This window comes from Parvimonas parva (assembly GCF_045866535.1).
GTDB classification, from domain to species: domain Bacteria; phylum Bacillota; class Clostridia; order Tissierellales; family Peptoniphilaceae; genus Parvimonas; species Parvimonas parva.
The window spans coordinates 325,697-350,864 of sequence record NZ_AP038371.1; the positions used below are offsets into that span (position 1 = coordinate 325,697).

27 protein-coding genes are annotated in these 25,168 nt (G+C 28.0%); 21 read left to right on the plus strand and 6 right to left on the minus strand.

Annotation, left to right across the window (positions count from 1 at the left end):
* The first annotated feature begins 1 nt into the window (after nt 1).
* From ACKTSI_RS01670 to ACKTSI_RS01695, 6 genes are all read left to right on the plus strand, one after another.
* Nucleotides 2-493 carry a molybdenum cofactor biosynthesis protein B gene (locus ACKTSI_RS01670; RefSeq protein WP_068472723.1) on the plus strand — a complete coding sequence of 164 codons (492 nt, stop codon included), beginning with the start codon at nt 2-4 and terminating at the stop codon, nt 491-493.
* A 7-nt stretch (nt 494-500) separates the two neighbouring features.
* Nucleotides 501-2,027: a YifB family Mg chelatase-like AAA ATPase gene (locus ACKTSI_RS01675; RefSeq protein ID WP_068472722.1), complete on the plus strand. Its 1,527-nt coding sequence runs from the start codon at nt 501-503 to the stop codon at nt 2,025-2,027.
* A gap of 2 nt (nt 2,028-2,029) precedes the next feature.
* Nucleotides 2,030-3,124, plus strand: coding sequence for a DNA-processing protein DprA (dprA, locus tag ACKTSI_RS01680; protein WP_407862965.1), 1,095 nt, complete (start codon nt 2,030-2,032; stop codon nt 3,122-3,124).
* A gap of 44 nt (nt 3,125-3,168) precedes the next feature.
* Entirely contained in the window at nt 3,169-4,320 is a 1,152-nt protein-coding gene (locus tag ACKTSI_RS01685; protein ID WP_068472720.1) for an acyltransferase family protein, read from the plus strand.
* A gap of 8 nt (nt 4,321-4,328) precedes the next feature.
* Nucleotides 4,329-4,787 carry a methylated-DNA--[protein]-cysteine S-methyltransferase gene (locus ACKTSI_RS01690; RefSeq protein ID WP_407862966.1) on the plus strand — a complete coding sequence of 153 codons (459 nt, stop codon included), beginning with the start codon at nt 4,329-4,331 and terminating at the stop codon, nt 4,785-4,787.
* Nucleotides 4,788-4,928: 141 nt separating this feature from the next.
* Nucleotides 4,929-5,204: a hypothetical protein gene (locus tag ACKTSI_RS01695; RefSeq protein WP_068472718.1), complete on the plus strand. Its 276-nt coding sequence runs from the start codon at nt 4,929-4,931 to the stop codon at nt 5,202-5,204.
* 845 nt (nt 5,205-6,049) lie between these two features.
* Here ACKTSI_RS01695 and ACKTSI_RS01700 read toward each other — a convergent pair.
* Nucleotides 6,050-6,880: an aminoglycoside 6-adenylyltransferase gene (locus ACKTSI_RS01700; protein WP_082713877.1), complete on the minus strand. Its 831-nt coding sequence runs from the start codon at nt 6,878-6,880 to the stop codon at nt 6,050-6,052.
* Between the two features lie 12 nt (nt 6,881-6,892).
* Nucleotides 6,893-7,759 carry a YitT family protein gene (locus tag ACKTSI_RS01705; protein ID WP_407862967.1) on the minus strand — a complete coding sequence of 289 codons (867 nt, stop codon included), beginning with the start codon at nt 7,757-7,759 and terminating at the stop codon, nt 6,893-6,895.
* A gap of 116 nt (nt 7,760-7,875) precedes the next feature.
* Here ACKTSI_RS01705 and ACKTSI_RS01710 point away from each other — a divergent pair, with 116 nt between their 5' ends.
* The 12 genes from ACKTSI_RS01710 (at nt 7,876) to ACKTSI_RS01765 (ending at nt 18,934) form a co-directional block, all read left to right on the plus strand.
* Nucleotides 7,876-8,787 (plus strand): glycerophosphodiester phosphodiesterase, encoded by a 912-nt coding sequence (locus ACKTSI_RS01710; protein WP_407862968.1) that lies wholly within the window; start codon nt 7,876-7,878, stop codon nt 8,785-8,787.
* A 262-nt stretch (nt 8,788-9,049) separates the two neighbouring features.
* A complete protein-coding gene (cysS, locus tag ACKTSI_RS01715) occupies nt 9,050-10,435 on the plus strand; it encodes a cysteine--tRNA ligase (protein ID WP_068472710.1) in 1,386 nt (461 codons plus the stop codon).
* A gap of 1 nt (nt 10,436) precedes the next feature.
* Nucleotides 10,437-11,174, plus strand: a complete 738-nt coding sequence (gene rlmB / locus ACKTSI_RS01720) for a 23S rRNA (guanosine(2251)-2'-O)-methyltransferase RlmB (RefSeq protein ID WP_407862969.1) — start codon at nt 10,437-10,439, stop codon at nt 11,172-11,174.
* Nucleotides 11,164-11,688, plus strand: coding sequence for an NYN domain-containing protein (locus ACKTSI_RS01725; protein ID WP_082713876.1), 525 nt, complete (start codon nt 11,164-11,166; stop codon nt 11,686-11,688). Before rlmB ends, ACKTSI_RS01725 begins: the two co-directional genes overlap by 11 nt.
* 8 nt (nt 11,689-11,696) lie before the next feature.
* The gene (locus tag ACKTSI_RS01730; RefSeq protein WP_308578025.1) at nt 11,697-12,122 is read left to right on the plus strand and encodes a cytidine/deoxycytidylate deaminase family protein; all 426 of its coding nucleotides are present in this window, start codon (nt 11,697-11,699) and stop codon (nt 12,120-12,122) included.
* Between the two features lie 155 nt (nt 12,123-12,277).
* The gene (locus tag ACKTSI_RS01735) at nt 12,278-13,885 is read left to right on the plus strand and encodes an ABC transporter transmembrane domain-containing protein (protein ID WP_407862970.1); all 1,608 of its coding nucleotides are present in this window, start codon (nt 12,278-12,280) and stop codon (nt 13,883-13,885) included.
* Nucleotides 13,886-14,206: 321 nt separating this feature from the next.
* Nucleotides 14,207-14,446 (plus strand): Veg family protein, encoded by a 240-nt coding sequence (locus tag ACKTSI_RS01740; protein WP_068472702.1) that lies wholly within the window; start codon nt 14,207-14,209, stop codon nt 14,444-14,446.
* A 265-nt stretch (nt 14,447-14,711) separates the two neighbouring features.
* Entirely contained in the window at nt 14,712-15,254 is a 543-nt protein-coding gene (locus ACKTSI_RS01745; RefSeq protein WP_201275302.1) for a helix-turn-helix domain-containing protein, read from the plus strand.
* A 9-nt stretch (nt 15,255-15,263) separates the two neighbouring features.
* Nucleotides 15,264-16,313, plus strand: a complete 1,050-nt coding sequence (potA, locus tag ACKTSI_RS01750) for a spermidine/putrescine ABC transporter ATP-binding protein (protein ID WP_068472697.1) — start codon at nt 15,264-15,266, stop codon at nt 16,311-16,313.
* On the plus strand, nt 16,314-17,141 hold the full coding sequence (locus ACKTSI_RS01755) for an ABC transporter permease (RefSeq protein ID WP_068472695.1): 828 nt from the start codon (nt 16,314-16,316) through the stop codon (nt 17,139-17,141).
* A complete protein-coding gene (locus ACKTSI_RS01760; protein ID WP_068472693.1) occupies nt 17,131-17,907 on the plus strand; it encodes an ABC transporter permease in 777 nt (258 codons plus the stop codon). The genes ACKTSI_RS01755 and ACKTSI_RS01760 overlap by 11 nt, the downstream gene beginning before the upstream one ends.
* On the plus strand, nt 17,900-18,934 hold the full coding sequence (locus ACKTSI_RS01765) for a PotD/PotF family extracellular solute-binding protein (protein ID WP_407862971.1): 1,035 nt from the start codon (nt 17,900-17,902) through the stop codon (nt 18,932-18,934). Before ACKTSI_RS01760 ends, ACKTSI_RS01765 begins: the two co-directional genes overlap by 8 nt.
* Before the next feature lie 46 nt (nt 18,935-18,980).
* Here ACKTSI_RS01765 and ACKTSI_RS01770 read toward each other — a convergent pair whose 3' ends face one another.
* Complete coding sequence (locus ACKTSI_RS01770; protein WP_407862972.1) at nt 18,981-20,006, minus strand: M42 family metallopeptidase; 1,026 nt, start codon at nt 20,004-20,006, stop codon at nt 18,981-18,983.
* A 107-nt stretch (nt 20,007-20,113) separates the two neighbouring features.
* Here ACKTSI_RS01770 and ACKTSI_RS01775 point away from each other — a divergent pair, with 107 nt between their 5' ends.
* Nucleotides 20,114-20,350 (plus strand): hypothetical protein, encoded by a 237-nt coding sequence (locus tag ACKTSI_RS01775; protein ID WP_068472690.1) that lies wholly within the window; start codon nt 20,114-20,116, stop codon nt 20,348-20,350.
* Nucleotides 20,351-20,373: 23 nt separating this feature from the next.
* Here the strand turns inward: ACKTSI_RS01775 and ACKTSI_RS01780 are convergent, their stop codons facing one another.
* Together ACKTSI_RS01780 and ACKTSI_RS01785 are read right to left on the minus strand one after the other, a co-directional pair.
* Nucleotides 20,374-21,873, minus strand: coding sequence for a C69 family dipeptidase (locus ACKTSI_RS01780; protein ID WP_311525839.1), 1,500 nt, complete (start codon nt 21,871-21,873; stop codon nt 20,374-20,376).
* Between the two features lie 138 nt (nt 21,874-22,011).
* Complete coding sequence (locus ACKTSI_RS01785) at nt 22,012-22,659, minus strand: thiamine diphosphokinase (RefSeq protein ID WP_407862973.1); 648 nt, start codon at nt 22,657-22,659, stop codon at nt 22,012-22,014.
* Nucleotides 22,660-22,803: 144 nt separating this feature from the next.
* Here ACKTSI_RS01785 and ACKTSI_RS01790 point away from each other — a divergent pair, with 144 nt between their 5' ends.
* A complete protein-coding gene (locus tag ACKTSI_RS01790) occupies nt 22,804-22,929 on the plus strand; it encodes a hypothetical protein (protein WP_269902518.1) in 126 nt (41 codons plus the stop codon).
* Nucleotides 22,930-22,985: 56 nt separating this feature from the next.
* Here the strand turns inward: ACKTSI_RS01790 and ACKTSI_RS01795 are convergent, their stop codons facing one another.
* Nucleotides 22,986-23,630, minus strand: a complete 645-nt coding sequence (locus ACKTSI_RS01795) for a superoxide dismutase (protein WP_201275309.1) — start codon at nt 23,628-23,630, stop codon at nt 22,986-22,988.
* 180 nt (nt 23,631-23,810) lie between these two features.
* On the opposite strand from ACKTSI_RS01795, the gene trkA reads away from it, so the two are divergent.
* Nucleotides 23,811-25,166 carry a Trk system potassium transporter TrkA gene (gene trkA / locus ACKTSI_RS01800; RefSeq protein ID WP_288867782.1) on the plus strand — a complete coding sequence of 452 codons (1,356 nt, stop codon included), beginning with the start codon at nt 23,811-23,813 and terminating at the stop codon, nt 25,164-25,166.
* The last annotated feature ends 2 nt before the right edge of the window (nt 25,167-25,168 follow it).

Genomic DNA, 25,168 nt, shown 5'->3' on the forward strand with positions numbered 1-25,168 from the left:
TATGTTTACTGCTTATGTAATTACTGTTTCTGATAAAGGATCAGTTGGAGAAAGAGTTGATACTTCAGGAGAGGTAATCGTTGAAATACTAAAAGAAAATAATTATGATGTTATAGAAAAGATAATAATTCCGGACGAGAGGGAGATAATTGAAGAAAAGTTAAAATATGCTTGTGATACTTTGGGTGCGAATTTAGTTTTAACAACCGGTGGAACGGGTTTTAGTAAAAGAGATGTTACGCCTGAGGCGACTTTGAATGTGGCGACCAAAAATGCTTTTGGAATTTGTGATTCAATCAGACAATATAGCTTAACTATAACTAAGAGAGCGATGCTTTCAAGAGCAGTTTCAGTTATAAGGAATGATAGTTTGATTGTAAATTTACCTGGAAGTCCGAAAGCTGTTAGAGAATCTTTAGAGTATATTATTGATTCGGTAGAACATGGACTTCAAATACTTCTTGGAACGGCATCAGAATGTGCTAGAAAGTAGGTAAGATATGTATTCTAAGACTAAGACTTGTGTGTTAAATGGATTGAATGGTTATGATATTGATGTAGAGGCTGATTTATCAACCGGACTTCAGGCTTTTAATATCGTTGGACTTCCTGATTTGTCAATAAGGGAATCAAAGGAAAGAGTTAAGTCTGCGATTTCAAATAGTGGATATTTTCTTCCACCGGGTCGGATTACGATTAATCTGGCTCCTGCAAATTTGAAAAAAGACGGCTCACAAATGGATTTGGCAATAGCTGTGAGTTTATTGCTTGCTATTGGTGTGATTGAATATTTACCTGATGAAAAGACAATTTTTTTAGGAGAACTTTCTCTTGACGGAAGAATTATAACTTTTGATGGAGCTTTACCGATGATTATTTCATTAAAAGAGCTTGGTTTTAAAAAGTTTTTTATTCCACAAACTATAAAAGATGAGGTAAATATCGTTCAGGGAATTGAAATTTATCCTGTTTCACATTTAAAGGAATTAGTTGATTGTTTAAATGGAATTACTGAAATAAAAAAAGAAGAAATTATTAATGTAAATTTAGATGAAGAAGTAAAATATGATATAGACTTTTCGGATATAAAAGGTCAGGAAAATTTAAAAAGAGCAATGGAGATTTCTGCAGCAGGTGGACATAATTTGTTAATGGTTGGGCCACCCGGAAGTGGAAAAACTATGATTGCAAAGAGATTGCCAACAATTTTACCAAAACTTACTTTTGATGAGTGTATTGAATGTACTAAGATATATTCGGTTGCAGGAAAACTTAAAAATAATAAGTTGATTACACAAAGACCTTTCCGTTCTCCACACCATACAAGCAGTCCGATTTCACTTGTTGGTGGTGGAAAAATTCCAAAACCGGGAGAAGTTTCACTTGCACATAACGGAGTTTTGTTTTTAGATGAATTTCCTGAGTTTTCAAAACAAGCTATTGAAGTTTTAAGACAGCCGATGGAGGACGGAAAAGTTACAATTTCTCGTGTTAATTCATCAATAACATATTATTCAAACTTTGTAACGGTTTGTGCTTTAAACCCTTGTCCTTGTGGGAACTATGGCTCACAAACTGAAAAATGTACTTGTTCACAGTTACAGATACAGAGATATTTAAGTAAAATTTCAGGGCCAATACTTGATAGAATTGATATTCAAGTTGAAGTTGAGCCTGTAAAATATGATGATTTATCTTCAAAGGAAGTTTTAGAAACTTCTTTTGATATTAGAAAAAGAGTTGAAAAAGCTAGAGAAATTCAACTTAAAAGATATAAAAACGAAAAAATTTATAATAATGCAAGTCTTTCTGCAAGACAGATAAAGAAATATATTGTACTTGATGAAAAACTTGAAAAAATAATTGAATTTGCTTTTAAAAAGTTCAAATTTTCAGCAAGGTCTTTCAATAAAATTTTAAAATTGACAAGAACTATAGCAGACTTGGACGGAAGTGAAGAAATCAAGGAAGAACATTTGTTAGAGGCTATCAGATATAGAAGTTTGAGTAATAAATATTGGAGTTAGTTATGAAAAATGAAGATGCTTTACTGTTTTTGAGTTTTTTAAATTTTGATTATAAAATTAAAGATGAATTACTAAATCATTTTACTTTGGAACATATTGAAAATATTTTTGATTTATCTGAAAAATATTTTAAAGAAAATAAGCTTTTAACTAAAAATAATATTGAAAAATTAGTTGAAGAGAGAGAAAAATTTAATTCAGATGCTTATAGAGATTTTTTAGAGAAAAAGAAAGTTAAATATGTAAGTATTTTAAGTGAAGATTATCCAATTAATTTAAGGGATATTGAATACATTCCTCAAGTTATTTACTATAAGGGAGATATTTTACCTGAAGATGAATTTGCACTTTCCGTTGTAGGATCAAGAAAGTGTACGAATTATGGTGCTTGGGCAACGGAATATTTTTCAAAATCCATTTCAGAACTTGGGATAAGAATTGTATCAGGAATGGCTTTAGGTATTGATTCAATTTCACATAGAGCTGCTTTAAAATCAGGTGGAAGAACGATAGCCGTTTTAGGTTGTGGGGTTGATATAGCTTATCCTAAAACTAATTACAGATTGTATGATGAAATTATAGAAAATGGTGCAGTGATGAGTGAGTTTCCTGTTGGAATGCCACCACTTGCACATAATTTTCCGGTTAGAAACAGAATTATTTCAGGACTTTCAAAAGCCTTGCTTGTAATAGAGGCACAAGAACGCTCAGGAACACTTATAACTGCAAGATTTGCAAATGAACAGTCAAAAGAAATTTTTGCACTTCCTGGAAATATAAACAGTCTATACAGCAAAGGAACGAATAAATTGATAAAAGACGGGGCGTTGATTGCTACGAATTATCAGGATATTATAGACGGTGTTATGGATTTTTCGGAATTTATTTTAAATAAAAATAAAAAAGAAAAAGATTTGGATATTTTAGATGCAAAAGAACTTTTGATTTATAATTTAATTAATGAAGAGCCGAAATCTCAAAATAAAATTTCAACAATAACAGGTTTTTCAATTATAGAAACAAATACAATTTTAACTGCATTGGAACTTAAGGGATTTATAAAAGAGCTAAATGGAGGAATTTTTGTAGTTGATTAATTAAGAGATGAAATTTATCTCTTTTTTATAAAAATGGAGGATTTATGATTAAAATAATTTTTTTAATTTTACCTTTTATAATTATGTTTATACCAAATAGAGATTATGACTTGATGTCTAAGGAAGATACTTTAGTGTTTAAAGGAATTTTTTCGATTATAGTAATTTTACATCATGTTTCGCAAGTGGAAAATAATTTACCAATAATTCATTACTTTGCAAATTTTGGAATGTATGCTGTTAGTGTATTTTTCTTTATTTCTGCTTATGGAATGACTAAACAGGTAAATCTTAATAGAGAAAAATATTTAAAAGGATTTTTTAAAAAGAGATTTTTTAAATTGTTATTACCAATATTTATAGTAACTATTATTTATATAGTTTTAAATATTTTGATTTTCCATAAAGCATATACTATAAGTTCAATAATTAATGTATATAAAAGTGGATCATCTATAATAAATAATGGTTGGTATCTAAATTCCATATTAGTAATATATCTAATATTTTACTTTAGTTTTAAATTTTTCAAAAATATAAAAATATCATATCTTATTTTCTCATTTTTGATATTTGTTTATATCTTTGTTTTAAAAAGAATAGGCTTTGGAATTTGGTGGTATAACAGTATGATAGGTATGATATTTGGAATGTATTTTGAAATATTTGAAGAAAAAATTAAAAGAGTGTTAAGTACTCATTTTTATAAAATACTGTTGATTATATCTATTTGGTCATTCTATATAGCCAATAATAGAGAGTATAATATTATTAATATGTTTTCAAAGATGGGAATATATTCTAATTATGCAATTATTCAAAATATTCTTTGTTTGAATTTTATAATCATGATATTATTAATTTCAAAGAAGATCAATTTTAGAGAACTTGTAATTCATAAAAGTTTTTACTATAAAAAAACAAAATCCATTGGGAAATACAATGTGAATTTCATTGCAGAAAGTAGTAAGGTCTATTCTAAATTTGTTTTGATAAGAAATAGAGTATTATCTTTTTTAGGAAAGATTTCTTTTGAAATGTATATGATTCATGGACTTGTTATGAGAATATTAGCTCTATATTTAAAAGTAGATATAGTTTATCTTCTAACTCTATTTGGATTAACAATAATAAGTTCGTATTTGTTGAATTTATTATTTAAAAAATTATATATAGCTTTAAACTTAAATAAATAGGAGAATTTATGAATTATACAGTTTTTGATTCTTTAGTTGGAAAGATAAAAATAATTGAAGAAGAAAATAAAGTAATTGAGATTAAATTTGTAAAGAATGAAAAAAATATTAATCCCAAAACTGAAATTTTAAAACTTGCTAAAAAAGAATTGGAAGAATATTTTTGTGGGAAAAGAAAAAATTTTACATTTCCTTTTGAACTAAATGGAACAGAGTTTTCTATTAAAGTTTATAAGGCTTTAATGGAAATTCCTTATGGAAAGACTTGCAGTTACAAAGATATAGCTAAAAAAATCGGAAATGAGAAATCACAAAGAGCTGTTGGTGGAGCGAATAATAGAAACAAATTGCCGATTTTAATTCCCTGTCATAGAGTGATAGGAAGTAATGGAAAACTTGTTGGTTATGCTGAAGGATTAGAAATAAAACAAAAACTTTTGGAGTTGGAAAGAAAAAATTTAAGATAATAAGGAAAATAAAGAGTTTACAAAAAGTTACAAATATTTTTTATATTGGATAATGAATTTAGTAAAAAAATAAAGTAAAAAAATATAAATGATGAATAATACAAATAATATAAATTTCTTCAAAAATGAAAGGAGCGAATTATGAATTTTAAAAAATTAAATATTATTGCTGCTATTGTAATTAATATTTTACTAGCTATTTTCTTTATATTAAGTATTTCTGGGAAAATTGGTTATGATGAAGGAAGAAGCTTATTGCATGCATTGTTATTATTAAATATTTTTACATTTGGACTTAATAGTTTTCTAAATAAAGATGATAATAATAAAATTTCTAACAAAAAAATATTATTACTTTTATTAGTAACAATAATATTATCCATTTTAGCAATTGTGGTATTATTTACTAATAAATAAAAAAACAAAGCAGTATTGGAGTTAGTCTAAAACTTTTAAACTGCTTTTTTATTGTAAAAAATTAATTAAAAAAATAAGAAAAAAACATAAAAAACGAAAATATTCTAAAAATTTTCAAAAAAATGTAAAAAAAGTGAAAAAAATTAAAAAAAAATCACAATAAAGTGTTGACAAATTTAAATTAATGGGGTATAATATATACAACAAACAAGATAACGCGTTAAATAGTTTGAAACTGGAGGTAAGACCAATGAAAATATTAAAAACAATTTCGCAAGAGTTGCTGAATAGTTTGTTTTTAGTAAAAACTTACGATTCCAGCAACTTAAAAAACAGTTAATAGATTTTGTGAACAGATAGATTGGTAAAGTGTAATTTTAAAGTTAGAAACAAAAAAGAAAAACTAATCTAAAAAATCACTGTGTTAAGTTGTATGATGATAGAACTAATATGTAGATAGAATATAAAAATATTTTAAAATGAAAGATTTTTAAGTATTTCAATATTTGAAGGTGATTGTTTATAAGGGTAGTATTAAACAAAAAAGATTAGTTGAATATGAATTACACAGGATACAATGTGAAGTAATATAGGCACAAAAGATATTACAAACAGTTGTGGTTGTAGATTTATCATAAATAATGTATGTATAGAATATGAAAGTAGAGGGTTGTTGATAGAATAAAATATATCGGTAATTAGCTTAAAGTATGCTAAAGGTATTGACTTGATAAATTTACAAAAACTAAAATTGAAGTTCAAGTGTAAAGAAATTTGGATTTTGCTAAAACTAAAATTAAATATTTAGATATAAAAAGTGCATCGAAAGATGCACTTTTGTTGTTCTATCTATTGTTTGCTTTTTGTTTTAACTCTCTTAAATGTGTTACTGTATCTCTATCTAATTCTTTTGCGTATTCAAATCTTAGGTTTATTGCTATTTGTAGTGAAAGTCGTCTAAATAGTCCGCAGATATTGAATAGTGCGACCCAAAGTGAATCTAACTCTAGTTTTGAGTAGCAAGTTAGATATTTTTCAAAAATTTCTGTTTCTACATAATTGAATACCAACTTATTTTCTTTTCCAAGGTCTATAATATATTTGTTTTCAGATAGTACATAATGTTTTAAATGTTCATCTAATAGAGCTAAGATTTCTCTGTATTCTTCAGCGATATTTAAAATTTCTTTTGAGCATAATTTGTTTCCGAATTTTAAAACATTCCAGAAAAATGAACAAGTATTTTCTAAAAATTCATCTTCTGTGATTTTATGAATATTTTTTTCAATATATATGCCTGCTTTTTGATTTTCATCTTTGTTAAGTACACAAATATATTTTTCTTCAAGGTCTTTTAAAGTTTCAATATCTTTTTTTGATATAATTCTAAAAATTCCTTGTGTAAAGTTTTCGTAAATTATTTTGTATTCTATTACTTTTTCATTTTCAGTATTTTCAAACATAGTTAGTACATCGCCGAAACATTGAATAAATTCAAGTGCTGTATCGTCAAATGATAAATCTTTTACTAAATACAAGATATTAAAAAAGTTTACATCGCTGGACATGCTTTGTGTTTCAAGTTGTTCTATGTATAGTTTTTCAACTCTGTCGTCATCCATTGCTATTTTTTTTGCTATTTCTTTAAGTTCATTAAATGTTAAAATCTTTTTCAAAATAAAATCCTCCTAAATTTCTTGTGCTTTAAATCCACGACCTTTTACTTCATAGGCCTCTGATATTATTAAAAACGCAGTCGGGTCAACTTCGTCCAGTATTTTTTTAATAGTTACAACTTGTCTTGTACTAACGATACAATATACTACATTTTGTTGTTTATGTGTAAATGCACCCTCTCCATGAAGAAGTGTAACACCTCTATGTAAATCTGATAAGATTCTATCTGTAACTTCTCTTTGCTTTGAGGTTACAATCATAATTTGTTTTGTATCTCCAAAACCCATTTGAATTTTATCTAACATTTTATATGCAACATACATTGACACGATAGTCAAAAGTCCTCTTTCAAGACTGAAGATATATGATGCTATTCCAATTATAATTGCATTTATTGCCATTAGTGATGAACCGATATTTACATTTAGTTTTGTTTTAAAAATAGTTGCAAGAATATCAAGTCCACCTTGGCAAGCGCCATGTTTGAATAAAATCCCCATTCCAACACCATTTACAAAGCCACCAAAAATTGCATACAACATATTATTGTTAAGTTTAAAATCCAATGGAATATGACGCATAGCAACCAGTATGAAAGAATAGATAAAAGTAGATAAAAATGCGTAGGTCATAAATTTTTTATTTAAAAAGAATGCTCCAACAATCATCATCGGTAAATTTAAGATGAAAACTGAAATACCGGTAGGTATGCCTGTCAAATATTCAATCATAAGTCCGATACCACCGAGACCTCCTGAAAGTAGTCCTGCTGGAACTAAAAGTTTAACAACGGCGAAAGAGCAAATCAAGTCGCCAAGGAGAATATAAAAAATAGTTCTTAGAAAATATTTTTTATCTCCAAAAAAATCTTCTAACATAAATACCACCTCCGTTTAATAATTTTAATTAAAACTAAGTCATAATAATTATATCACATAATAGAAAAATATGATATAATTACTATATACAAAAAAATCGTTTTAAGGAGGTTTTTATGAATTTATTTTTATGGAGTGTTTTATTTTTAATTTTAGTAATTTATTTATTTTTACAAGTATTTACTTTTAAAAAGGAAAGAAAGGCTAGAAAAGTTTTTAGAAACGGAAAATTTCCTCTTGTATTTGCACATAGAGGGTCAAGCGATTTATTTCCTGAGAATACTGAACTTGCTTTTGTAAATTCTTTTGCTATGGGAGTTGATGCTTTTGAAACGGATATAAGACTTACAAAGGACGGCAAGATAATTACTCAACATAATGAAGATATTGATGAAACGACTGACGGAACAGGAAAAGTAATTGACTATACTTATGATGAATTAAAAGAATTTAATTTTGGTTACAGATTTAAAGATATTAACGGAAATGCTCCTTATGTTGAAAATAGAGTTAACGGTCTTTATCCAATGGAAGTTTCGGATTTTTTTAGAAAGTTTGGAGATAATGTTGTTTATAGTATCGACATTAAAGATGACGGAGAAAACGGAATAAAGTCAGCAGAGCTTTTATATAAATTTGTTAAGGAATATAAGTTAGAGAAAAATGTAATTTTCGCCAGCTTTAATGAAGAAAATCTTAAACATTTAAGAAAAATCAGTCATGGAGAAATAATCATTTCAGGCTCTATGGAAAAGACTAAAGAGGTTGTTTATTCTTCATATTTTGGATATGACGGTTTTAAAAAGTTTAATACTCATGCAATGATGATTCCAAGATTTGAAAAACTTCCTTTGGATACAAAATATTTAATTTACAAAATTCATAGACATAATATGGCTGTTTGTTATTGGACAATAGATACAGAAGAAGAAATGAGAATGTTGATAGATAAAAAAGTTGACGGAATTATAACAGATAGAGTTGACTTGCTATTGAAGATAAAAGAAGAAATGATTAGGAAAAATTAAACTTAAATTATTGACTTTTTTTGAATAATTTAGTATTCTATTAACAATAGAATATATACATTGAAGAGGGAGAGAAACAACGGTTTTTAGAGAGGTGTTATGTGGTGAAAGACATCGTGTTGAAGGTGCACCCTTGGAGTATATTGTTTGCGACTTTATAGCAATTTAAGTGGAGTTTTCAATATAGAGTGGAACCGCGGAATTTTTTCGTCTCTTGTTTTTCAAGGGGCGATTTTTTATAATATTTAAACAGAGGTGTGAAATGAAAATTTATAATACATTAACTAGAAAAAAAGAAGATTTTAAACCGATTAATCCGAATAAAGCGTTGATTTATGTTTGTGGTCCAACGGTTTATAACTATATTCACATTGGAAATGCAAGACCGATGATTGTTTATGATACTCTTAGAAGATATTTGTTATATCTTGGATATGACGTTAAATTTGTTAGCAACTTTACAGATATTGACGATAAGATTATAAATAAAGCTAGGGAAGAAAATATTGCATTTACAGATGTTACAAAAAAATATATTGATGCATACCTTGAAGATAGTATTGCTTTAAACTTGTTTGAAAGTCATACTATTCACCCAAGAGCTACTGAATGTATCGAAGATATGATTGAATTTATAAAAACTCTTGAAGAAAAAGACATTGCTTATAATGTTGACGGTAATGTTTATTTTGACATTACAAAAGTAAAAGATTATGGAAAATTATCAAGAAAAAATATTGACGATTTAAGAGCTGGAGCAAGAATAGATATTTCTGATGAAAAGAGAAATCCACTAGACTTTGCACTTTGGAAAAAACGTAAAGAAGAAAGTGAACCTGCTTGGGAAAGTCCATGGGGCCTTGGTAGACCGGGTTGGCATTTGGAATGTTCGGTTATGGCGAAAAAATTACTTGCCGATACTATTGATATTCATGCAGGTGGAGAAGATTTACAATTTCCTCATCACGAAAATGAAATAGCACAATCAGAATGTTGTAATGGCAAAACTTTTGCTAACTACTGGATGCATAACGGAATGATAAATGTTGATAATGTAAAGATGAGTAAGTCAAAGGGCAATTTCTTTACGATAAAGGAAATTCAAAAAGAATTTTCTCTTGAAGTTGTAAGACTTTGGATTCTTTCAACTCATTACAGAAATCCACTTAATTTTAGTAGAGAAGTTATGGAGCAAACTAAAAACGGTCTTGAAAGAATGTATAATGGAAAAGAACATATCGAAAGACTCTTGGAAATTTGTGAAGAAAAAGAAGACGGAGATATTTCTAAGTTAGTTGAGCTTAAAAATGAATTTTTAAATTGTATGGACGATGATTTGAATACATCAGATGCAATTTCTAAAATTTTTGAACTTATTCGTTATACAAATACTTTTGATGAAAATACGGATTTGAAAGTAGTTAGAGGAGCATTTAAATTACTTTCAGACTTTGCGTCAATCTTAGGACTTTTATATAAAGAGGAAGATGATAACTTAGATGAAAAAGTTGAAAAGTTAATTGAAGAAAGACAACAAGCCAGAAAAGATAAAGATTTTAAAAGAGCAGATGAAATTCGTGATATTTTAAAAGAAATGAATATTGAATTAAAAGATACTAGAAATGGTGTCGTTTGGAAAAGGGTGTAGTATGAGCGATTATATATTTGGAAGAAATGCTGTTTTAGAGGCATTGGAAAGTGATAGAAAAGTAGAAAAGATTTATATCTTAAAGGGAGATTTAAAAGGCTCTATAAATAAAATAATTGGAAAAGCAAAAGCAAATGGAATATTAATTTCAGAAATTGATAAATATAAATTGGAAAATATGTCAGAGGGAGTTGTTCATCAAGGAGTTTGCGCTTTAGTTTCAAGTTTCGACTATTCAAGTGTTGAAGAAATTTTACAAAGTGCAAGAGATAAAAACGAAGATTTGTTTTTAGTAATTCTTGATGAAATCGAAGACCCACATAATTTTGGAGCGATAATTCGTACTTGCGAGGGAGCAGGAGTTCATGGAATTATAGTTTCAAAGAGAAATCAAGCACCGGTAACCTCAGTTGTTCAAAAATCTTCAGCCGGAGCAATAAATCATATGAAAATAGCAAAAGTTTCAAATATTGCAGATACGATTATGAAATTACAAAAAGAAAATATATGGATTTACGGAGCTTGTGGAGAGGCGAAAAAAACTTATACGGATATGGACTTTAAAGGAAATATTGCAATAGTAATTGGAAATGAAGGAAAGGGAATAGGACAACTTATAAGAAAAAGATGCGACTTCTTAACTAAACTTCCAATGAAAGGTAAAGTTTCAAGCCTTAACGCATCAAATGCCTGTGCGATTTTAGTTTATGAGGCTTTAAGACAGAGAGATGAAAACTAAAAAATTAATCATAATCGATGGTTACAATATTTTAAACGCTTGGGAAAAATATATTCCATTTCTAAAACTAAGTTTTGAAAATGCAAGAAATGAATTAATTTACGATATGGGAGAATTTTCAAAACTTACAGGAATAGATTTGCTACTTGTTTTTGATGCATATAAAATTAATTTTAAAGCAAGCTCGGAAATAATAAAAGGAATTGAAGTTGTCTATACAAAACAGAATGAAACAGCAGACCAATATATTGAAAAAAAATTAGACGAGCTTGGCAGAAAGATTTTAGTTTCAGTTGGAACAGATGACACTCTTATTCAAAAACTCGTTACACAAAGAGGAGGAGTTGTTTTAACGAGCAAAGAACTTCTATTCAGATATGAAAATTTAAAAAACAAAATGAATAGATACGAAAATAAAAACAGAGTTAAAAACAAAAGTTATCTAAACACTTTAGATGATAAAACAATATTTCAATTAGAAGAAATCGAAAAAAAACTTTTTGGGAAAGGTTAGGAGAAGTTATGAGAAAACCTTGGGAAGAATATTTTATGGATTTGGCAAGAATGGTTGCTACAAGGGGTACTTGCGACAGAGCTTATGTTGGTTGCGTTTTGGTAAATCAAGATAACAGAATTGTTTCAACCGGATATAACGGTTCAATTTCAGGAAATCCACAATGTGATGAAGTTGGACATACAATGAGGGACGGACATTGTATTGCAACAATACACGCAGAACAAAATGCACTTTTATATTGTGCAAGAGAGGGAATAAAGGTAAAAGGTTGCACTTGCTATGTAACACATTTTCCTTGTTTAAACTGTACAAAAGCATTAATACAAGCAGGAATTTCAAAAATCTATTACGAAAATAGTTACAGAATGGACGAATATGCAATTGAATTGTTAGAAAGAAATAAAATAGAATATATAAAAATTGGTCAATAAGAAGTATTTTTTAATACTTCTTTTTTGTTGTAAATTTTAGTAAAGACCAAGTATTTTAAAATTTATATTATACAAAATATAATATACAAAACTATTTACTATTTTGTGTTTTTGGAGTATAATCTAATCAATAAAAAACGTTTGTGGAGGTTTTTATGAAAAATTCTAAATTTGATTTGCCGATTAAGTTGAAAAGGTCTTATGTGATTTTTCTTTGTGCTTTTTCGCTTATAGTTTATCTGATTTCTCTTGTTTTTCCATATATTTTTAGGTATGTGCTTGATAATGTAGGGAATATAAAGACTGAAAAATTGTATTTGTACATAATTGGAATAATTTTATTTGCGTCTTTTTCTCATGGACTAAGTTATTTATGCGATTATCTAAATCAGATTTTTTGTAACAAAACAGTTTTGAACTATCAAAAAGAAATTGTAAAAAAGATTTCTAAGATAAATACACCGGACTATGAAGGTATGAATAAGGCAAAGATTTTAAATCTTTTGAATTATGATGTTGCAGTAGTTTATACATATATTAATTTAAAAATAGATTTAGTAGTGGATTCTATAAAGATTTTATTAGTAGCTTTTATACTGATAAAAATTAATTACATACTTGCAATAATAACTTTTATATTAATACCGATTTATTATCTTGGAAATTATTTTAATAAAAATCGAATGGAAAAACTTGCAAGTGAAGAGATGAAATTAAATGACAAAATTTTTGAACAAGAAGAAGATGTTGTTTATAAAAAAACAAGTATTGAGTTGTTTAAGGCTTGGGGCTTGTTTTTTAAGAAATTTAATTATATAGCAGAAAAACGTTGGAATATTACAGGTACAAAGCATAAATTTTTAATTTTAAATATGGAATTTCCGAAATTTATTTCAACTCTTAGCCCTTTTATAGTGTTAATCTTGGGGGCAAGTTTTGTACATAGAGGAATTTTTACGATAGGAACTTTGATTATGTTTTTGCAATACGCACAGATGATTTACACTCCTATAACTTCTATTGCAAATCTAAAGGCAAATGCAAATTCTTCTGTAGCAAGTTTTGAAAGAATTAGAAATTTTTTGAATTATGAAAATGAAGAAAATAATTATTCAAAACTTTTTGTAAAACAAGAAAATCCGATAGAAGTTAAAAATGTTGAAATTACAAATGCAAATGATGAGTTATTATTTAAGATTGAAGATTTTACAATTTCTAAAAATGGGCTTTACATACTAAAGGGAGATAACGGAACAGGGAAAACTACACTTTTAAATTTACTGGCAGGAGTTTATTCTGTAAATCAAATTAAAGAAAAGTGTGGATATTTTAGAATAGCAGAAAATCAAAAAGAAGAAATTTCATATCTTTATAACCCGGCAATGTTATTTAACGGAAGTGTTAGAGAAAATATAATTTTGTCTGAAACAGAGAGTGAAGAAGAGCTTTCAAAAATGAGAAATCTTTTAAAAAGATTTAATGCAAAGGACGAAAATTATGAAGTAAAAACAAACCCTGCAAATCTTTCACTTGGAGAAGGGCAAAAACTATTTTTGATTAGAACATTTATGCAAGGCAAGAATATTGTTCTACTTGATGAACCGTCAGCTAATTTAGATGTTGATTCAAAGGTAATATTAAGAGATTTTCTTAAAGAAGAAAAAGAAAATAGCATAATAATTCTAATTGCTCACGATTTGCTTTATGAAGAAATTTCAGACGAGATTTATGCTGTTATGGATAAAAAGTTAGTTAAGAAGTAAAAAAACACTACCTTTAGAATTAAAAAATTTTTAACATCATAGTACTTTGATGATTAAAGCTCCTGATATGTCATGTTGAGCCGTTTACATAGCAAATGTGTCAATCTAGTACTAACTTTAGCAACAAACAAAATATATACTACCTACACGCAATAAAGTTTAAAATATACTTTGTTACTTTTGGAAAATGAAAAATTGGATAAATTTTTACATTATGTTTAGAAAAAAATGTTGCTAAAATTTTTCAAATATTTTATCTATTTAAATTAATTTGACTTAAATTATTTTTTATGGTATAATATATAAAAGGACGGTGCTGTTATGAATACAAAAGAAAAGTTAGCAATGATTAAAAAAGTTTTGGGAAACAACATTGGGAGAAAGGTATCGCTTACTATAAGAAGAAGTAAAGAAGAATATGTTGAGATTAAGGGAGTAATTGAAGATGTGTTCACATCATTTTTTACTGTTGAGGTTGAAACTGAGGAACAAAAAAAAAGAACTGTTTCATATTCTTATTTTGATGTTTTAACATCACAAGTGAGTTTAAAGGCAAGTTAATATGTATCTAATTAGAGCTTTGAGTTTTCAAAGCTCTTTTTTTGTTGCAAAACATTGAGAGAGTGTTAGGGGATAATGATTTTTAATTATAGCATTAGAAAAAATAAATTTAAAAAAATTTGTTTAATATTTTAAAATTTTTATAAAAAATTTTAAATTTTTAATAAAAATCTATTGAATAAAGATTTATTTGTGATATAATATTTATTGTTTAATATAGAGATATTATTTGTTTAATATAGTGTTATAAAAGAGGGAAATAAAAATGGATATTGGTGAAAAGATAAAAAATTTAAGAACCATTTTAGGACTTACTCAAGAAGAACTTGCAGAGAGAGCAGAGCTTACAAAAGGCTTTATTTCTCAGCTTGAAAGAGGACTTACTTCTCCTTCAATCAGTTCTTTGGAAGATGTTTTGGAGGCTCTTGGTACAAATATTTCTGACTTTTTTAAAGAAGAAAAGGAAGAAAAATTTGTTTTCCAAAAAATTGATGCTTTTGAAACAATTTTTGAAAATGGAAATAGTAAATTAGAGTGGATTGTTCCAAATGCACAAAAAAATGCAATGGAACCAATAATTATAACTTTGAATGAAAATAAAAGTTTTTCAAGAACTTACGAGCCTTTTGAGGGTGAGGAGTTTGGATATGTTTTGAAGGGAAAAGTTGAACTTCATCTTGGAGCTAAGGTTTATGTTTTAACAGAGGGTGAATGTTTTTATACAAGTGGACAATTTGAAAGAAGTATAGTGAATTTGTCTAAAAAAGAATCTAAGGTATTATGGATTACAAATCCACCAAGTTTTTAGGAGGTATTTATGGGAAATCATGCAGTTGAGTTAGTTAATATAAATAAAAGTTTTGGAGATAATATTGTTCTTGACGATATAAATTTATATATCAGAGATAAGGAGTTTTTAACTCTTTTAGGACCTTCAGGTTGTGGAAAGACTACAACTTTAAGACTTATCGGAGGATTTGAAATTCCAACAAGTGGAAAAATTTTATTTGAGGGGAAAGATATTTCAAATGTTCCTCCTTATGAAAGGAATATAAATACAGTTTTCCAAAAATATGCTCTTTTTCCAAATATGAATGTTTATGAAAATATTGCTTTTGGTCTTAGGATAAAGAAAATGTCTGAAAGTATTATTAATGAAAAAGTAAAGGAAATGTTAAGACTTGTAAACTTAAAAGGTTATGAAAAAAGGTCTATTTTATCTTTAAGTGGTGGACAACAACAAAGAATTGCAATAGCAAGAGCTTTAGTAAATGAGCCTAAAGTTTTACTTTTAGACGAACCTCTTGGTGCTTTGGATTTACAACTTAGAAAAGATATGCAAGTTGAACTTAAGAATATTCAAAAAAGAGTTGGAATTACATTCGTTTATGTAACTCATGACCAAGAAGAGGCTCTTACGATGAGTGATACAATTGTAGTTATGAATGACGGTAAAATTCAACAAGTTGGAACTCCGATAGATATTTACAATGAGCCTAAAAATGCATTTATAGCATCATTCATTGGTGAAAGTAATATTTTAGACGGAGTTATGAATGAAGATTTTGTTGTTAGTTTTTCAAATAGAAAATTCAAATGTGTTGATAAAGGATTTTTACCAAATGAAGAAATTGATGTAGTAATTCGTCCTGAAGATTTAGAACTTGTTGATGAAGAAAACGGAATGTTGGTTGGTGTTGTAAAATCTGAAATTTTTAAAGGCGTTCACTACGAGATTTTAGTAGAAGTTGATGGCTTTGAATATATGGTGCATTCAACAATTAACAAACCTATTGGTTCAAAGGTTGGACTTAGAGTTACACCTGATAATATTCATATTATGAAAAAAGGAGCGAAAGAAGTATAGATGAAATTTAAGAGGTTTGCATATCCATACGTTGTATGGTTAGTAATTTTTATTGTTGTTCCTCTAGTTTTCATAGCAAAGTATTCCCTTGACTATGGTGGAGAAAATTTTATTTTTTCAATGGAACATTATCAAAGATTTTTTAATCCTACTTATCTAAAAGTTTTGTTAAGGTCTTTAAGAATGGCTGTATTATCCACTATCTTATGTCTTTTAATCGGCTATCCTTTTTCATATTTTATAACAAAGTTTAAATTAAAAACTAGAAATATGATGATTTTGTTGGTGGTAATTCCAATGTGGATGAACTTTTTACTTAGAACTTATTCTTGGATTAGCATTTTAAGTAAAAACGGTCTTTTAAACTCTATTTTAAAATTCTTTGGGTTGCCAACATTAAATCTTATGTATTCAAATACGTCAATTTTAATAGGTATGGTTTATAACTTTTTACCTTTTATGATTTTACCTATTTATACAACTTTAATTAAGATTGATAAGGACTATATTGAGGCATCTCACGATTTAGGTGCAAATAGGGTGAAGACTTTTACAAAATTGATTTTTCCAATGAGTTTGCCGGGAGTTATTACAGGGATAACTATGGTTTTTATTCCTGCGATTTCAACTTTTGAAATATCTGCTCTTTTGGGTGGAAACAAGGAAAATTTAGTAGGAAATATAATAGAACAACAATTTAGAGTAACAGGAAATTGGAATTTTGGGTCAGCTATGAGTATGGTACTTTTGGTTATGATTTTAGTTTCACTTTTCGTTATGAATAAGTTTGACCCAGAGTATTCAAAAGAGGTGGAAAATGGGAAATAAATTTAGGAAATTTTATATTTCATTAGTATTTTTATTTATATATGCGCCGATTTTTGTGCTTATATTATATTCATTTAATGATTCTAAACTTCGTGGTTCTTTTACTGGGGTAACATTTAAATGGTATGTTGAATTGTTTAATGATAGAGAAGTTTTATCTGCTCTTTATTACACAGTTTTGATTGCTGTTTTGACTACAATAATAGCAACATTCATAGGAACAGTTGCATCTATCGGGATATACTATATGAAAAAAAGTGAAAAGTTTGTAGTTTTAAATCTTAACTATATTCCGGTTTTAAATCCGGATATAGTAATAGCTATTTCTCTTATGGTACTGTATAAGGTATTTAATATTGACTATGGTTTTTCAACATTGCTTTTATCACATATCGTTCTTGCAACGCCTTATGTAATATTATCCGTTTATCCTAAGATGAAACAGATGAATAAGTTTTTGCCCGAGGCTGCAATGGATTTGGGTGCTACACCTTTTTATGCTTTAAGAAAGGTGATTTTACCAGAGATAAAGCCGGGAGTTTTTGCCGGTGCTTTACTTGCGTTTACACTTTCATTAGATGATTTCGTTATTGCGTATTTTAATAGTGGAAATGGTGTTGTAAACTTGAGTACACAAATCTACTCTATGGCAAGAAAAGGAATCAATCCTTCAATAAATGCATTATCAACATTAATGTTTATTGCAATGCTTGTTCTTTTACTTATCATAAATAAGAAAAGCGAGGACGGTGTACTATATGATTAGAAAAAATTTATTTTTAAAAATACTTTTCTCATTTTGTATGATTTTTTTACTTTCCTCTTGCAGTAAAAGAGAAGGTAATGTTGTAAATATGTATAACTGGGGAGAATATATCGACAAAGAAGTTTTAGATGAATTTACAGAAGAAACAGGTATAAAAGTTAATTACGAAACTTTTGTTACCAATGAAGATATGTACTTAAAGATAAAGCAAGGAGGAAGTAATTACGATATAGTTGTTCCTTCTGATTATATGATTGAAAAAATGATTAAGGAAGATATGCTTGAACCGATTGATAAGAGCAAAATTTCAAATTATGGAAATATTGATGAAAAGTTTTTGAATAAAAAATATGACCCTGAATCAAAATATTCAGTTCCTATGTATTGGGGAACTTTGGGAATTTTGTATAATAAAAATTTAGTTGACGGAGAGATTACTTCTTGGAGTGATTTGTGGAGTGAAAAACATAAAGATAAAATTGTTATGCTAGACAGTTCAAGAGATAGCTTAGCAGTTGCCCTTTTAAAAAATGGATTTTCAATGAACTCAAGAAATAAAAAAGAATTAGAAATTGCAAAAAAAGATTTAATAGAACAAAAAAAATCCATACTTGCATATCTTGTTGACGAAACAAGAGATAATATGTTAGCTGAAAATGCAGGAATTGCCGTTATGTATTCAGGAGATGCGACAGAACTTTTAGATTCGGATGAAAAGTTTGAATATGTAACACCAAAAGAGGGAACTAACCTTTGGTTTGACTCAATGGTAATTTTAAAAGATTCTAAAAATAAAGAAAACGCACATAAGCTAATTGATTTCTTAATCAGAAAAGAAATTTTGAAAAAAAATATGGAATACACATATTACGCCGTTCCAAATCAAGAAGTAATCGACGAAAATGAATTGGTAAAATCAATATCCAAAATAGATGATGAATATTTCAAAAAAATGGAAGTATTCAAAGACCCATCAGACTTTGTAAAAGAGTATGACAACATTTGGACAGACGTAAAAGCAGACTAATAAAAAACAAAGGCTATTGAGATTGAGATTTCAATAGCCTTTTGAATTATCTGTCTAATAAATATTCTAACATTAATCTGTATGTGTTTTCTATTCCTAGTATATGAGTTCTTTCATAGCTATGGCTTGCGTCAACTCCCGGTCCGATTAAGGCACAACGAATATCATGTCCTGCTCTTAGTGCAGCCGTTGCGTCTGAGCCGTAATGTGGGTAAATGTCGATTCTATAATCGATATTATTTTTTTCAGCAATAGCTCTTAATTTGTTTCTCATTCCTAAGTCATAAGGTGTTGAGGAATCCATTGCACAGATTGTTACAGCTTTTTCGTCTGATTCTTGTCCGACTCCCGGAGCTGCCATATCTACAGCGAAGAATTCAACAGTATTTTCTGGAATGAAACTTGAGCCATGTCCGATTTCTTCATAATTGCTTATGAAGAAGTTAATTGTATTTTTTAATTTGATTTTATTTTCTACAATATGTTTTGCAAGTCCCATCATACTCGCTATACAAGCTTTATCATCTAAATGTCTTGATTTAATAAATCCTGATTCATAAATTCTGCATCTTGGGTCAAGACAGATGAAATCGCCAACAGAAATTCCAAGTTTTTTTACATCTTCTGCTGTCTTAACATCTTCATCAATTCTAATTTCCATATTTTTGATTGAACGTGTTGCTGTTGTTGTAGTATCGTAAACGTGAACTGATGCTTCATTGTAAAGTGCAGTTCCGGGAATTAATTTTCCGTCATAAGTTTTTATAAATACATTTTCAGTTTCAACACTTGTTGGAGAAAAACCACCAACTAAACTAAAAGCTAAACGTCCGTTTGATTTTATTTCTTTAACCATTAAGCCCAATGTATCAACATGTCCTGAAAAAGTTATAGCCTCTTTTTCTTCTCCTTCAATTGTAGCGATTAAAGCATTTTTGTTTGTTCTTCTTGTAGGAATATTTAATTCTTTAAATTTTTCTTCCATAAAACGAATTGCATCTTCAGTATCTCCTGTCGGACTGTAAATATTTAACAATTCTTCTAATAAATTTGTAACATAATTTCTATCCATAAAAACCTCCGAATTTGTTTAATATATATATTATACATTAATATAATTAAATTGACAATAAAGCCTCTAAGTGATATACTTTAGCTGATTTTAAAAAAGGAGATATTATGAATATATTAGCAAGTAAAAAGTTTAATTTAATCATAAATGTACTGATAGTTTCGATTTGTATTGCAATGTTAATATTTTTTAAGTTTGGAATTTTTGAAAAAATTTTAATTTCCATGATTTTAATTTTGAAATTATTCAGTATTTTAGATTATTTTAAAAAACAAAGGGAAGAATTGAAAAAAGAGATTAATAAAAATAGCAAAAAAGGTAAAAAGAAAAAGGGAGTAAAATAATACTCCCTTTAAATTTCAAATTTTTAAGCATCTGACCTTGAGAAACCATTTTTCATTTCACAACTTGCTGTGTAAAGCACTTTGCTTAGTAGGTCGATTGTTTGTTTTCTAAGTTCAGTCGCGATTTCTTCGTTAGCTTTTTCGCAGAATGCAACAATATTTTCTTTTGAAACTTTTCCACTTAAAAACTCATTATCATATTTATTTAAAATTTCAGTACATTTTGATTGAATTGCTAATTGGTAACGTTCAATATGTGAACTGCAAGATGCATAATGTGCATCTGCCAAAGCTCCAACTAAACGATTTGTCCAGTAGAAATCTTCTGTTGTAACTGTTCCAGTTGTATTTGCAAGATATTTTGGAGTTTTATCTATATTTACATAGAAAGGAATCATTGCGTTAAATACATTTGAACCAAGTGAAAGCCATTCGATACTTCTAATTTCTTCAGGCATATCAGGTCTTATTTGAACAAGTCCTAAGAAGTTATTTCTATTAATTCCAATCGGTCTAAATTTACCTTTTTCATCTGAGAACTTTCCGTATGGGTCATAAGGAGTTCCTTGGAAATGATGAGAAAGTGCATATTTAATATCCTCAGCAGTTATTTTCTTATCAGGTGTTCTGCACCAAGGAATATCATCAGATTCAGGAACATAGTCTGCGTCCATTCCATCCCAATAATTTGTGCTTGGGTTGAAATAACGTTGTAATATCCAAGCTCTTGGAGTGTTGTAAGTATGGTCAGCATCTGAATGACTACCAAAAGCATCTCTTGGATTTAAAACTCCATCAATAGAAAGGTTTAAGTGGTATCTATTTATAAATTCTTTTAAATCGGCTGAACACATATATTCTTTTTGATCGCCAAAAGCATCTTCTAAATCAAAATAATCAAGTCCAAGTTGGTTTGGCATAATTACATAACAATCATCAGGAACACGTCTTGCAATCCAATGATGACCTCCGATAGTTTCTAACCACCAAATTTCATTAACATCTTGGAATGCGATACCATTCATTTCATAAGTTCCATATTTTTCTAAAATTTCTCCAAGTCTAATTACACCTTCACGAGCAGATTTGATATATGGTAAAACCAAAGTAACCATATCTTCTTCACCAATTCCACCAACTTTTTCAGGAATGTAATTTTCATCTCCTTCTTTTCCAACTGCTGGAACGAATTCTACAAGTGGGTCAGCACCAAGAACTCTTTCGTTTGAAGTAAGAGTTTCAGTTGCAGACATAGAAATATTTAATTCATTAACTCCACAAGCTCCCCAAATTCCGTTGTTATCGACTGCATTAGGCATACAAGTGTAACGCATAGGATTAGTAGGTAAATCAATTTCAACATGAGAAAGAACTGATTTGTATTTTACAGGTTGTTCATTTGGGTGAACAACGATGAATTTTTTTTCACAAAATTGACCTGACGGAGAGTCCTCGTTACGAGCAACCATAGTTGAACCGTCAAAGCTAACATTTTTTCCGACAAGAATTGTAGTACAAGCCATAATTTAATCCCCTTTTAAAATATAATTTTTTTGCATAACATTTTCTCTTATGCTACAACTACATTATACTCCAAAAAATTTAAAAAGTAAATATATTTAATAATAAATATCAAATTATTTTTTTAAATTCACCAGATGCTAAGCATTATGGAAAGGTAAATTTTTTATCACACATAAAATTTTTCCTTCTTCAAAAATTATTTTTGCAAAATCTGATTTTATAATATTGCTCATACAAAGGGAATCTCCCTTTTTAAGAGTTATATTTTCAACATTATATTTAAAACCGTTTAAAGATAAATTTTCAATTTTTTCTGAAAAAGGAATAAATGAAATTTTTGTATCTTTTAAATTTTTAAATTCAAATTCTTTTTCAATTTTAAAAAGTATTTCATTTTCTTTTAGAAAATATAAATTATTATATTTGAACATTAAATTTATATTTGTAAGCTCGTGGTCTATATCTCCACCTAAAGCTCCAATACAATATATTTTATCATAACTTTTTTCTTTTATACTGTTTAAGATTAATTCTGAATCCGTAAAGTCTTTATCTTTTGGGAATTTTTTTATGATTACATTTTTTTCTTCATAGAATTTTAAAATATTTTTATCAATAGAATCTAAATCGCCCCAAATTTCATTAGGAATTAATTTTAATTCATAACAAAGATTTGCACCACCATCTGCACAAAAAATATCTCCATTATTTTCTTTGAAAAAATTTTTGAAAAATTCTTCTTTTCCTAAAAGTACACCATTAAAAAATATATAAGCTATTTTCATTTTATTCTCCTAGATTTTTATATAGATATATTCTATCATATTCTAAAAGCTTTTTAAACTTTTGAATTATTCATAAATACATAGGATATTATTAAGTAATTAATTAGTAAATTACAGTGAAATTATTACATAAAGGAGTGTACTATGTATTTAGAGAATATAAACTCACCAAGCGATGTTAAAAAATTATCCATTTTTGTCGTTCTTTTCGCATCAATTATATGTTCATTGATGTTGTATGTTGCAGAAATTATTGATGAAGAAGAATAATTTACATTAAAAAAGAGATTTCATTTTTGAAATCTCTTTTAATATACAATATTTAATTAGCAACCACAGCCACAACCACAAGAACAAGTTTCTTTCATTCCGTTTTGGTATCTAGCCTCAACTATATCCCAGTTTACAACTTTCCACCATTCTTTTAGGTATTCAGCTCTTCTGTTTTGATATTTTAAGTAATAAGCATGTTCCCAAACGTCATTTCCTAAAAGAACAATTTTTCCACAAGTAATAGGGCAATCTTGGTTTGGAGTTGAAACTATTTCAATATTTCCATCTTTATCAGCTACAAGCCATACCCAACCTGAACCGAATTGTCCGGCACCTTTTTTGTTAAATTCTTCTTTGAAAGATTCAAAACTTTCAAACTTTTCTGCTATTTTTTTAGCAACTTCTCCAACAGGTTCTTTTGCTCCACCCGGAGTCATGCTTTCCCAGAATAAGTTGTGGTTGAAAACTCCACCAACATTATTTCTAATTCCGTTTTTCTTATCTTCTGGAGCATGTTCTAAGTGAGTTAAGATTTCTACTAGAGTAGCATCTTCAAAAACTGTATCTTTAATTAAGTTGTTTAAATTGTTTACATAAGTTTGATGATGCTTACTATGATGAATTTCCATAGTTTCCTTATCAATTACTGGTTCTAATGCGTCATAAGCATAATTTAATTTTACTAATTCAAATGCCATTTTATTCCTCCTAAAATTTAAATAATATTAAAAAACATATTTGTTTTACAACTCTATTTTACCCCTAGAAAAACCTTTAAAACTTTAATAATTAATATCAAATTATGAATATTTTTTATAATGATTTCGTTTCTATTGAAGTTTTTAAAAAATATGATATACTATGAATTGGAGGTATTTATGAAAATTATAATTGTTGGAGCCGGTAAGGTTGGAGAGTACTTATTTACTGATTTGAATATAGAAGATAATGATATTGTTTTAATAGAAAAAAAACAAGAAATATTGAATGAGATGTTATCTAAATATGATATTATGGGAATTTTTGGAAGCGGAACAAACTATGAGGTTTTAGATGAAGCAGGAGTTGAAGATAGTGATATTTTTATTTCCGTTACTGATAGTGATGAAGTAAATATTATATCTTGTATATTCGCAAAAAATTTGGGTGCAAAATATACTATAGCTCGTGTTAGAAATCCTGAATATTATGCTAAATATGATTTTGTTAAAGATGCATTGGGGATTGATTTAGTAATAAATCCGGAATTTGTTGCTGCCAGAGAAATTTCTAGAGGATTAAAGTATCCTTTTGCTCATTCAGTTGAAACTTTTGTTGATGGTAGAGTAAAGCTTATAGGAATTTCGGTTGGAGAAAATAGTCCTTTAAAAGATGTTAAAATTAAGGATTTACAACAAAAATTTAATATAAAAATTTTAATTGGAATTGTTGAGAGACATGGTGAAATTTTTATACCTTCAGGAGAATTTGTTATAAGAGAAGGAGACAAAGTCCACTTTACAGGAACTGATGAATTTGTTTATAAATTCTATAATATGTTAAAAATTGGAGATAAAAAAATAGAATCTGTTTTTATAATAGGTGGTAGCAAAATTTCTTATTATTTAATATCTAATTTAATTAAGGAAAATATAAAGGTAAAATTAGTTGAAGTTAATAGAGAAATAGCAACTTCATTTAGTGAGAAATTTCCTTCAAAAGTGAAAGTTATTTGTGCAGACGGTTCAGATTCTGATGTTCTAGATGAAGAAGGATTGAAGAATTATGACGCTTGTGTAGCATTAACAGGAATTGATGAAGAAAATATTATGTTAGGAATGTTTGCTAAAAAACTTAATGTTAAAAAATCAATAGCAAAAGTCAGTAGAATTTCTCTTTTAAATATAATTTCGCCAACAGATACTTTTTCTTTTGTTACACCTAAAAAATTAGTTTCAGATATAATAATAAGTGTAGTTAGATCAATTATTAACAGTGAAGGCTCAAATATAGAAACCTTACATAGACTATCTAATGATGTTGAGGCTGTTGAAATAAAAATAAATAAGAAAACTAAAGCTATAGACATTCCTTTAAAAGATTTGGATATAAAGGACAATGTACTTATAGCATATATAATCAGAGATAATAAATTGATTTTTCTAACCGGAGAAGATTCTATAATGGTTGGAGATACTGTAATAATAATTTCAAAGGCAAATGTGATACAAAATATAGATAGTATTTTGGTTTAGGT